The sequence below is a fragment of the Streptomyces kebangsaanensis genome, from assembly GCF_001906585.1.
In the GTDB taxonomy this organism is placed as follows: domain Bacteria; phylum Actinomycetota; class Actinomycetes; order Streptomycetales; family Streptomycetaceae; genus Streptomyces; species Streptomyces kebangsaanensis.
This window is the reverse complement of sequence record NZ_JUJA01000099.1, coordinates 1-10,132: the sequence shown is the minus strand read 5'-3', so window position 1 is coordinate 10,132 and position 10,132 is coordinate 1. Positions and strand designations below refer to the sequence as shown.

The window sequence follows — 10,132 nt, the reverse complement described above, 5'->3', positions numbered from 1 at the left end:
CCCCGCCGTCGCCGCCCAGCTCGGCGGTATGCCGCTGGACGCCGTCCCCAGCGCGAACACCAGCACACGGGTGCCGTCCGCGACCGGGCACACCGCCGGGGCGTACGCCGCCTCGGCGTCCCGGCCGGCGCCCGCCGCCCGCAGTCCCGCACCGCTGAGCGAGTCGAGCGTCTCCAGGAGCCCCGCACGGCCGAAGTCGAGCGTGTGGTTGTTGGCGAGGACACAGACGTCGGGGCGGGCCACCGTGAGGGCGGGCATGTTGGCCGGGTGCATCCGGTAGTGGACCTCCTTGCCCGGAGCGAACGCGTCACCGCGCGTCACGGAGGTCTCCAGGTTCACGATCCGTACGTCCGGGGCGGCCGCCGCCAGCACCGGCAGGGCCTCGCCCCACGGCCACGCGGGCGGGACCGGGGCGGGGATCGGTCCGTTCGCGGTCTCCGCCAGTTCGACGTAGGCCCGGGCGTCGCGGATCCAGCCCTCCCGCAGGGCGGGATCGCCGGGGCAGGGGAGGATCTGGTCGACGCCGCGACCGAGCATCACGTCGCCGCACAGGAACAGCGTCACCACGCCGCCGGGCATACCTCCACCGTAGTGGCCATCCGGCGTTCCCTCCGCGTGGATCAGCGCTCCCGCCCCGCGAAGGGCGCCCGGCCGACCCGTGCAGTTCACTGGGAAGGGGCGGAGGAAGGAAGACGAGTCCATGACCGACTGGCTCTCCCCGGGGGGCGTGGCGGAGGTGACACGCGGACTGGATCTGGCGGGCGTCTTCGCCAACGGCCTGCTCGGCGGCGTGCTCGCCCGGGAGCGGAACTTCGACCTGTTCGGGTACCTCGCCATCGGCGTCGTCTCCGGGCTGGGCGGCGGCATCGTCCGCGACGTCCTGCTGCAGCACGGCACCCCCGTGGCGCTCACCGACTACGCCTACATCCCCACCGCCCTGGCCGGCACCCTGCTGGCCTTCCTCTTCGACGTGGGCAAGCAGACCACCCGCCGCCCCTTCAACGTGCTCGACGCCGCCGTTCTCAGCTTCTGGGCGGTCGCCGGCGCGCAGAAGACCCTCGACGCCGGGCTGGGCTGGCTGCCGGCCGTGCTGCTCGGCATGATCACGGCGGTGGGCGGGGGAGCGGTTCGAGACCTGCTGCTGGGCGGCACTCCGGGCATCTTCAGCGGCAACCCGCTCTACGCGTCCGTCGCCCTCCTCGTCAGCGCGGTTCTTGTGATCTGCGCGGAGCTGAAGGTCCCCACCCTCGGCATCTTGGTCGGCATCGCCGTGGGCACCGTCCTTCGGCTCACGGCCCTGCGCAAGTCGTGGGTCCTGCCCGGCGGCCGCAACTGGAAGCCGCGGTCCGGGCTCGACCGGATCCGGCGACACGGAGAAGACTCATGAGAGAGCGAGGCACCGACCATGACCATGTCGGAGAACGGCCGCCACGGCGCGGCCTCCGAAGTCCTGGACGGGCTCGACGGTATCCGGTCCGCCCTGGAGCGCGTCTACGAGGACCTGCACGCCCACCCGGAGCTCAGCCACCAGGAGCACCGTACGGCGGGCGAAGCGGCCGAACGGCTCCGGTCCTGGGGCTACCAGGTCCACGAGGGCGTCGGAGGCACCGGCGTCGTCGGCGTCCTGGCCAACGGCGACGGCCCGGTCGTCCTGCTGCGCGCGGACATGGACGCCCTCCCCGTCCAGGAGAACACAGGGCTGCCGTACGCGAGTTCGGTCACCGCCCAGGACGCCTCCGGCGCGACCGTGCCGGTCGCGCACGCGTGCGGGCACGACGTGCACGTCACCTGTCTGCTGGGGGCCGCCCGGCTGATGGCGGCCTCGCCGCGGGTGTGGGCCGGCACGCTGATCGCGTTGTTCCAGCCGGCGGAGGAGACGGGCGACGGTGCGCGCGGCATGGTCGAGGACGGGCTCGCCGGTTTGATCCCGGAACCGGACGTCGCCCTCGCCCAGCACGTACTGCCCCACCCCGCCGGGTACGTCGGCACCCGCGCCGGCTCCTTCCTCTCGGCCGCCGACGGCCTGACCGTCACCCTGCACGGCCGCGGCGCCCACGGCTCCGCACCGCAGGCCGCCGTCGACCCCGTGGTCATGGCCGCCATGACCGTCGTACGGCTGCAGACGATCGTCTCCCGCGAACTGGCCGCCACCACACCGGCCGTCGTCACCGTGGGCGCCGTCAACTCCGGCACGACCGGCAACGTCATCCCGGACACCGCCGAGATCCGGCTCAACGTGCGCACGTACGACGACGCGACCCGGAAGCGGGTGCTGGACTCCGTCCGGCGGATCGTCAGGGCCGAGTGCGCGGCCTCCGGCGCCACCGCCGAGCCGGAGTTCGAGGAGACCAGCCGGTTCCCGCCGACCGTGAACGACGACGGCGTCACCGCACGCGTCGCCGAGGCCTTCTCCTCGTACTTCGGGGACCGCCACGGCACCATCGAACTGCAGAGCGCCAGCGAGGACTTCAGCGACATCCCCCGCGCGCTGGGGACCCCGTTCACGTACTGGGGGATCGGCGGGTCCGACCCCGGCACCTACCGGGCGGCGGCGGAGCGCGGCACGGTCGACCAGGACGTCCCGGTCAACCACAGCCCCCGGTTCGCCCCGGTCCGCCGTCCCACGCTGGACACGGGTGTCCGGGCGCTGGTCGTGGCCGCCCTGGAGTACGTGGGCACGGCGGACGTCACGCGGAGGGACGGCCACTGACCGGCCGGGCGTGCTCCTCGGGGAGCCGTTCCCGTGCGCGGCGCCCGTCCGGGCGGTCCATCTCGCGCCATTCCGGCCGCAGTCCGGTGAGGTTCGTGGTGAGGAAGTACGCGGCTCCGCAGGCGAACAGCACCGGCACCAGACCGGCGGAGGCCGCCGCCGCCCCGGCGACCAGCCCGCCGAGAGGGATACCGGCCCAGGCCAGCGAGTTGCCGAGCGCTTTGACCCGGCCCAGCATCCGGCGCGGAATCCGCTCGAAGAGAACCGCTCCCAGCACGGGGTTGATGAAGCCCGCGCCGAATCCACCGACCGCGAACACCGCCGCCACGATCCCCGTCGGCGCGTCGAGGGCGAGGACCACGAACCTGGGCGCCCCGGCCAGCAGGAACCCGGCGAAGAACACCACCCGCCGCCGCAGCCGGTGCGCGACCACCGCGGCGATCAGGCTCCCGCAGACCGCCGAGGCCCCCATCACACTGCCCAGCAGGCCGATCGCAGCCGGTCCGCTGCCGGACTCCCTGGCCCAGACGGGCACGAGCACCGTGTTGAACCCCGCGTCCAGCAGGTTGGTGATGCCGACCATGACGAAGACGGTGAGCAGCAACGGCTCGCCGCGCAGGAAGGCGAAGCCCTCGCCGAACCGCCGCCAGTAACCCGGTTCCGTCACCCCGGTCTGCGAGGGGGCCTTCTCGGCCGCGTGTCCCACACCACGAGGCAGCGCGAGTGTGATGATCACCGATCCGAGGGCGAAGCAGCCCGCGTTGACGGCGAGTCCCGTCAGGGGACCGAGCAGCGCCACCAGGGATCCGCCGACCGCCAGGCCGACGGTGGAGGCGAGCCGCTCGGTCACACCGGCCAGACCGGTGGCCCGCTCCAGCGGCACCCGGCCGCGCTCGGCCGCCTCCGGGACCATCACCTCCTTGGCCAGGTCGCCGGGGCCCCGGGCCGCGCCGATCAGCGCGACCAGGGCCAGCAGAAAGGGGAAGGAGAGCAGGTCCAGGGCGTGGAACAGGGGAACCGCGGCGGCGGCGGTCGCGCTGGCCAGATCGGTCGTCCAGGAGACGGCCCGCGGGCCGATCCGGTCCACCAGCGGTCCGGTGAGCGCCTTGACCACCACGTAGGGGGTCATCTCGAAGAAAGCGACCAGTCCGGTCCGGGTGGCGCTGCCGGTCGTGACGAGGACGAACCAGGGCAGTGCCACGACGGAGATCCGAGTGCCGGTCAGCGACACGGCCATGGCCGCCAGCACCCCGGCCAGTGGCCGTACGGACCTCTTGCCGGGTGTGCCGCCGGCCTCCGGGGCGTCGTCGGTCATGACGTCGGGCTCCCTTCGGCTTCCTGAGGACCGGAAGGGAGCGACGGCGCGGCGGGCGCGTCCGGTTCGGGCAGGATCTGCGTGATCACGGTGACCCGTTCGGCTCCCTCGGGGGAGCTCGCCGCCGTATCCGGCGCGTCTCGCCGGTAGCGGGCGACGACGGCCCTCAGCTCCCGGCGCAGGGCGACGGCTTCTTCGGGTGTGAGCCGCAGGGCCCAGTCGCTCATGTCGAAGGTGCCGTGCCACGTACGGGGCATCGTCTGCAGCTCGTTCAGCGTCTGCTGGGTACGCAGGGTGTGGGCGGCGGCGACGGACTGCAGGTAGGCCAGCGTGGCCTCGGGCTCTCGATCGGCCAGGTCCCGGCCGCTGAGCTCCGTCGTCCGGTGCACCGAACGCCACCAGCGCTCCCGCGCGTTGCCGCGTTCGGTGTCCTCCTCGACGAAACCGGCCGCGCCGAGCTGCCGGAGGTGGTAGCTGGCCGTACCGGAGTTCACACCCAGCCGCTCCGCGAGGCGGGTGGCCGTCGACGGGCCGTACTTCCGCAGCAGCCCGACCAGCTGCACACGCACCGGATGCGCCAGGGCACGCAGTCCCTTGGCATCCAGTACGACCGTGTCCGCTTCGAGGTGCGGGCCGTCCTGCCCCGCGTTCGTGTCGGTCATACCGCGCACTCTAGACCGCAAACAGTTCTTCGCGAAGACTTCTTCGCAAAGGTTTCTTCGCGAAGAGGTGTTCGCGGTCCGTGGTCCTGTGCCCGGCGGGGAAGCCGTTGCGGATGCGTCACCCGGTGGCCGGGCTCATATTTCTTGGGTGGGACCCGACGGCTGCAGGGTGGAGGATCGGAAACATGGCAGGAGAGGGCGGCAACGCGGACGTGGTCCTGGTCGCGGCCCGGTGGTGGGACGGGCTCGCCGAACAGCCGGGCAGCCGCATCGAGACAGCTGTCCGCGGGGGAGTCGTCGCCGAGGTCGGGCCAAGTGTCGACCGCGGTGGCGCGGAGGTGATCGACCTCGGGGACCGCATGCTGCTCCCCGGTCTCATCGACTGCCATGTGCACACGACCATGGACCCCGCACGTCTGCTGGGGACCTTCGTCTCGGACTCTTCCGCCGCCATCGCGCTGCGCTCCCTCCCGGTCCTGCGGGACCTGCTGGACCGGGGCTTCACCACGGTGCGTGACCTGGCCACGTTCGCCGGCGAGCCGGTCACCCTCGCCCTCCGCGACGCCGTGGCCCGTGGTCTGGTCGTCGGCCCGCGCATGGTCGTCGCCCCGCACTTGATCTCGTCCCGCGGGGGGCACGGCGACCTCTCCCCGCTGCTCGCCGCCCATCTGCATCGGGAGATCGGGACGCTCGCCGACGGCCCCGCCGCGGTCGTGCGCGCCGTGCGCGAGGACATCCGGGCGGGCGCCGACTGGATCAAGTTCGGCGCCACCGGGGGGTTCGCCACCCCCGCCGACGATCCCGAACAGGTCACCTTCACCCAGGAGGAGATGAACGCGCTGGTGGCCGCCGCCGACGACCTCGGCATCCCCTGCACCCCGCACGCCTACGGAGACGAGGGGGTGGCCCGCGCCGTACGGGCCGGAGTCCGCTCCGTCGAACACGGCAACCTCGCCTCCGCCCGCACCCTGGCGCTGATGGAGGAGCGCGAAGTCTTCCTCGTGCCCACCCGGTTCATGGTCGCCGACGCGCTGGACCACCTCGACGACGACACCTACTGGAAGGGCAAGGACCCCGCCGAACGCGAGAAGTTCACCCGCTACGCCGGCCAACTGCGCGAGAGTGCCAGGAACGTGGCCGCCGGCGATGTGCGCATCGCCTTCGGCACCGATGCCGGCATGTTCCCCCACCGGGACAACTGGCGTGAGTTCCCCGCCATGGTCGAGTCCGGCATCACCCCCCTGCGAGCCCTGCGCAGCGCGACCGGCGTCGCCGCCGAACTCCTGAAGCGGCCCGACCTGGGCAGGGTCGAATCCGGCGCGACAGCGGACCTCATCGCACTGCCCGGCAACCCCTTCGACGACATCGAGGCCATCGGCCACGCCGACTTCGTGATGAAGGCCGGCACGGTCCACCGCCGCCCCGCCCGATGACGAGACCGACCACCGCACGGTCCCAGCGCATGCACGGCTTCCATGAGGGTCTCTCCGGCGGCACGGGGATGGGCGAACCATCCTGTTCCTCCCGCACCGGCACCACCCGGGGAACCATGCGGACCCGCTTCATCAGCGCTGTCCTGGCGTGCACCGCCGTCGGCGTACTCGCAGCCTGCACTCGCCGAGCAGCACAGGCGCGATGTGCAGGCCGATCCCGTCGATCAGTCCGCGCTCGAGGAGCTGCCGGCCGATCGTGGGCGAGAAGACCTCGAGGTTCTTGCCCCGACGGCCTCCGGCCCGACACGGACGGCCTCGACCACGTCGCAGCCCCGTCCGACAGACGCGGTCGCCCGCCTTCCGTACCCGTGGACCCTGCGCGTCCCCGAGACTCACCGGGACCGCCCCATGCCGGTGCCGGGCCACCGCGGCCGGTGTGCGAGCCTCGGGTGCCGCGGCGCTGAAGGGTCTGGCGTCGTGCTATGGCGGACGGTGAGCGAGGATGGAAGAGGAGGCACACCGATACCGACTCCAAGGGAGGAGGAGAGGGAATGGCCACGGCAGCGCAGACCGTACTTGAGCCCACCGAGCGCGTCCGGGCGCAGAAGAAGCTGTCGGATGCTGCTCTCACCACGCTGGAGCCTGCTGAGCGTGTGCGGGCCCAGAAGGGGCAGTACAGGACTCGGAGCACGGGATCGTACACCGCTCGTGTGCGAGCCCGGCAGGAGGGAGCCGGAGAGACCCATCCTGACGGCGCGGGTGTCCACCTGCACACCCGCACGTTCCACCCTTCGATTCCGATCCCGTACCTCAGCGTGGAGAAACTGCCCTCCCGCCTGGAGAACCTGCCCGCCCGGATGGAGGACCTGCCCGCCCGGGACCTGGTCTTCTACGGGGGCCTGGGAGCGCTCGCTGTTGCGGGGGCTCTTGAGTGGCCGGTTGCTCTGGCCGTCGGGGGAGCCGCCTGGCTGGTGCGCAGCAGGCGGAAGGGAGGACGCTGAAGCGCGGCAGAACAGGCGCGGAACGGTGCCCGGCAGCGCAACCGCTGCCGGGCGTTCCCTGAGTCCCCGCCCGATCGTGGGCACGGTGCCGGCTCATGCCGCTCCGCTCCTTGCGGCCGACGTGGCACGGGCGGCATGCGCGACGCCCGCGCGCGGCGCGGACACGGGTCCTGCCCTCGCCGCGGCAGCCGCCGGGCTTCCCGCCGGTCATGTCCATGCGAGTCGCGAGGCGGCAGCCGTCCGTACAGAAGCCCCGGTGGGAGAACTCCACCTCCGGGAACACGGGCCGCAGGGACCGCATCGGCTCCCCCGTCGTCCTGCTCGACGGCTCTCCGCTGCCGTCGGCGGACCCTCGAAGCAAGGAGTACCGGCGAGGGACGGCGACCGACACCCTCGGTCGGAGCTCTTCGCACCGGCCGGCGCCTCGGCCACCAGGCCCACGTCGCCCGCTTCATGATCGGCGACCTCGTCGCGGCCGAACCCGGTCCCACCCCCGGACCGGACGCGCTCCTGGACTCCGCACGGCCCGAGAAGCTCCGCGGCGCGCTGCCCACCGTCCAGCCGGACAGCGACCAGGTCCCACGGCCGGACGGCTACCTGCTCCTCGACCTTTTCGCGTGAGCCGTGTGCCCCGGGAGCCGGGCAGGGCGGTCAGGAGACCGCCCCGTAGGCTTCTCCCGCCGAACGTCGCCGCCGCCGGGAAGGGAACCGGCGGCAGCGACGCCCGGGCAGTCGGAGGAAGGGGCTGGGGGACCATGAACGCCGGCATGCAACGCTGCGCGATCGCCGCCGTACAGGTACTCGGCCTCGCCGTCTGGTTCTCCATGTCGGCCGTGGTTCCCACACTCCGCAGCGAGTGGGGACTCGACTCCGCCGACGCCGTATGGCTGACCGCGTCGGTCCAACTCGGCTTCGTCGCCGGCGCGCTCACGTCCGCCGCCCTCACTCTCGCCGACCGTCTCCCGCCCCAGCGCCTCCTCGCCGGCGGCGCCGCGGCCGCCGCCGTGTGCACGGTGCTGCTCGCCGTCTCGGTCGATCAGCTCGCCGCGGCCGTTCCGCTCCGCTTCGTGACCGGCGTGTGCCTGGCCGGTGTCTACCCGGTCGGCATGAAACTCATGGCTTCCTGGGCGCATGGCGCCGCACGCGGCAAGTCCATGGGGCTTCTCATCGCCGCCCTGACGCTCGGATCGACCCTTCCGCACCTCATCGCCGGCGTCGGATCACTGCCCTGGCGGGGCGTTCTCCTGGTCGCGGCAGCAGCCGGACTCCTGGCCTCCTTCCTCGCGCTGGCCTTCATCCGCGTCGGTCCCCATGCCGCCCCGGCCGCGCCCACCCGCAACCCCCGCTACGCCCTCACCATGTTCACCCAGCGCGGCCCCCGCTCGGCCAACCTCGGCTACTTCGGGCACATGTGGGAGCTCTACGCCCTGTGGACCTGGATCCCCGCCTTCCTCGCCGCGACGGACAGCGCCCGTCACCTCCCCGGATCGGTCGAGGTCACCGTGTTTCTCACGATGGGGGTCGGCGGTGCGATCGGCTGTCTGCTCGGCGGCTGGGGCGCCGACCGCTTCGGCCGCCCTCCCGCCGCCATGGCGGCCCTGCTCACCAGCGGTCTGTGCTGCCTGCTCTCACCGCTGCTCGTCCACTCCCCGCCGGCACTCGTGGTCGCGTTCTGTGCCCTCTGGGGCGCTGCCGTGATCGCCGACTCCGGAGTGTTCTCGACCTCCCTCAGCGAAGTCGCCGACTCCCGCTACATCGGAACGGCCCTCACGGCCCAGACCGCGATCGGATTCGCCCTCACCGTCGTCAGCATCCAGCTGACCCCCCTCCTCGCCGACGCCGTCGGCTGGCGCTACGCGTTCCTCCTCCTGGGCCCCGGCCCCTTGGCCGGCGCCCTCGCCATGCGCGCCCTGAGAACCGGAAACGGCCCCGCCGAGGGTGCGGGACGAAAGCCGGTCGGAGGTGATCACCGCCACGGTCACCTGGCCGGCCGGTGTCCGCAGCGGCGAAGGCCGCGCCAGGGAGGCGACATCCGGCGCGGCGCGTAGCGTCCAGCGGTATGGAACCAACGGCTCACGTCCAGTCAGCACCGGGCACCCGGCCCCGGCCCCGGGCCCGTGACCTCGGCATCGTCATCGGGGATGCCCCTACCGGACCCCTCGACGCGATCACCGACGTACCGGGTGTCCGCGTCGGGCACACCACCGTCCGCCGGCCCCCCGACGTGCACAGCGGGGTGACCGCCGTCGTGCCCGGCCCCGCCGTTCCCCGCCGCTCCGGGCAGCCCGAGGACCGCTCCGCCCGCGCCCAGCACCGCCGCCCCGAGCACCGCCCGACGTCCGGCCCCGTGCACCTGCTCGTCCGACTCCCGTTCCCGTGTCGTAGGTGCGCGCCGATCGTAGGGACGCGCGGGTGACCGAGCAATGCCCAGGACTTGTGGACCGGCTCCCCGGGAGCGTGTGGGAGGGCGGCATGCCTTCTCATGTGAGTGATCGACAAGTCACCAGGCAGAGGCCCGTGTTGCAGCGCGGACGGGAGGATGGGAACGGTCGCCGCCTGGTGGTCCGCAACGGTCGCCGCCGCCCTCGGCAGCAGGTTCACCCCTGAGAGGGGGCCCGGTCGGACTGGCCTGCCGCCTGTGTCCGGTCTCAGCCGCTTCGCGCAGTCGGTACGCGCACAGTCGCATGAGGCGTTTCTCCGCCGTGTCCAGGGCGGCACCGGCTCTCAGTAGGCGGAGTGGACGTTGTCGATGGAGCCGTAGCGGTGGGCGGCGTAGTTGGCGGCGGCGGTGATGTTGGCGACGGGGTCGGTGACGCTGTGGGGGGTGCCGGCGACGTGGTAGGCCTTGAAGGTGGGGTCGATGACCTGGAGGAGGCCCTTGGAGGGGGTGCCCTTCTTGGCGTTGGTGTCCCAGTTGTTCTGGGCGTGGGGGTTGCCGCCGGACTCGCGCAGGATGTTGCGCTTGAGGCCGTCGTAGCTGCCGGGGATGCCCTTGGCCTTCATGATCTTCA

Annotated in this window: 10 protein-coding genes and 1 pseudogene; 7 read left to right on the top strand and 4 right to left on the bottom strand. The window is 72.6% G+C overall.

The annotated features are described in order from the left end of the window. On the bottom strand, nt 1-579 hold a 579-nt coding region (locus tag RH94_RS43385), incomplete at its 3' end, for a CapA family protein (RefSeq protein WP_234425775.1). Nucleotides 580-700: 121 nt separating this feature from the next. Here RH94_RS43385 and RH94_RS14695 point away from each other — a divergent pair. Next, the gene (locus tag RH94_RS14695) at nt 701-1,387 is read left to right on the top strand and encodes a trimeric intracellular cation channel family protein (RefSeq protein ID WP_073948047.1); all 687 of its coding nucleotides are present in this window, start codon (nt 701-703) and stop codon (nt 1,385-1,387) included. Nucleotides 1,388-1,405: 18 nt separating this feature from the next. Continuing rightward, nucleotides 1,406-2,710, top strand: coding sequence for an amidohydrolase (locus RH94_RS14690; RefSeq protein WP_107428720.1), 1,305 nt, complete (start codon nt 1,406-1,408; stop codon nt 2,708-2,710). On the opposite strand, the gene RH94_RS14685 is transcribed toward RH94_RS14690, so the two are convergent. Together RH94_RS14685 and RH94_RS14680 are read right to left on the bottom strand one after the other, a co-directional pair. Then, entirely contained in the window at nt 2,688-4,025 is a 1,338-nt protein-coding gene (locus RH94_RS14685) for an MFS transporter (protein ID WP_073948046.1), read from the bottom strand. The genes RH94_RS14690 and RH94_RS14685 overlap by 23 nt on opposite strands. Next, nucleotides 4,022-4,687: an ArsR/SmtB family transcription factor gene (locus RH94_RS14680; protein ID WP_073948045.1), complete on the bottom strand. Its 666-nt coding sequence runs from the start codon at nt 4,685-4,687 to the stop codon at nt 4,022-4,024. The genes RH94_RS14685 and RH94_RS14680 overlap by 4 nt, the downstream gene beginning before the upstream one ends. 185 nt (nt 4,688-4,872) lie before the next feature. Here RH94_RS14680 and RH94_RS14675 point away from each other — a divergent pair, with 185 nt between their 5' ends. From RH94_RS14675 to RH94_RS14650, 5 genes and pseudogenes are all read left to right on the top strand, one after another. Beyond that, nucleotides 4,873-6,120 carry a metal-dependent hydrolase family protein gene (locus RH94_RS14675; RefSeq protein WP_073948044.1) on the top strand — a complete coding sequence of 416 codons (1,248 nt, stop codon included), beginning with the start codon at nt 4,873-4,875 and terminating at the stop codon, nt 6,118-6,120. A 551-nt stretch (nt 6,121-6,671) separates the two neighbouring features. After that, entirely contained in the window at nt 6,672-7,121 is a 450-nt protein-coding gene (locus tag RH94_RS14665) for a hypothetical protein (protein WP_073948043.1), read from the top strand. A 453-nt stretch (nt 7,122-7,574) separates the two neighbouring features. Further along, nucleotides 7,575-7,742 (top strand): hypothetical protein, encoded by a 168-nt coding sequence (locus RH94_RS43380; RefSeq protein ID WP_234425774.1) that lies wholly within the window; start codon nt 7,575-7,577, stop codon nt 7,740-7,742. A gap of 134 nt (nt 7,743-7,876) precedes the next feature. Next, a complete protein-coding gene (locus tag RH94_RS14655; RefSeq protein WP_234425773.1) occupies nt 7,877-9,169 on the top strand; it encodes an MFS transporter in 1,293 nt (430 codons plus the stop codon). Nucleotides 9,170-9,180: 11 nt separating this feature from the next. Continuing rightward, nucleotides 9,181-9,402, top strand: a pseudogene (locus RH94_RS14650) (P1 family peptidase); the annotation flags it as partial. A gap of 443 nt (nt 9,403-9,845) precedes the next feature. On the opposite strand, the gene RH94_RS14645 reads toward RH94_RS14650, so the two are convergent. Continuing rightward, nucleotides 9,846-10,132: transglycosylase SLT domain-containing protein (locus tag RH94_RS14645; RefSeq protein ID WP_158073051.1), on the bottom strand; the 287-nt coding region annotated here is incomplete at its 5' end.

Excerpts from the sequence above, each read along its gene's own strand:
- RH94_RS14665 (WP_073948043.1), top strand. The coding sequence starts at position 6,672 with ATGGCCACGGCAGCGCAGACCGTACTTGAGCCCACCGAGCGCGTCCGG.
- RH94_RS14695 (WP_073948047.1), top strand. The coding sequence starts at position 701 with ATGACCGACTGGCTCTCCCCGGGGGGCGTGGCGGAGGTGACACGCGGA.
- RH94_RS14655 (WP_234425773.1), top strand. The coding sequence starts at position 7,877 with ATGAACGCCGGCATGCAACGCTGCGCGATCGCCGCCGTACAGGTACTC.
- RH94_RS14675 (WP_073948044.1), top strand. The coding sequence starts at position 4,873 with ATGGCAGGAGAGGGCGGCAACGCGGACGTGGTCCTGGTCGCGGCCCGG.
- RH94_RS14690 (WP_107428720.1), top strand. The coding sequence starts at position 1,406 with ATGACCATGTCGGAGAACGGCCGCCACGGCGCGGCCTCCGAAGTCCTG.
- RH94_RS43380 (WP_234425774.1), top strand. The coding sequence starts at position 7,575 with ATGATCGGCGACCTCGTCGCGGCCGAACCCGGTCCCACCCCCGGACCG.
- RH94_RS14685 (WP_073948046.1), bottom strand. The coding sequence starts at position 4,025 with ATGACCGACGACGCCCCGGAGGCCGGCGGCACACCCGGCAAGAGGTCC.
- RH94_RS14680 (WP_073948045.1), bottom strand. The coding sequence starts at position 4,687 with ATGACCGACACGAACGCGGGGCAGGACGGCCCGCACCTCGAAGCGGAC.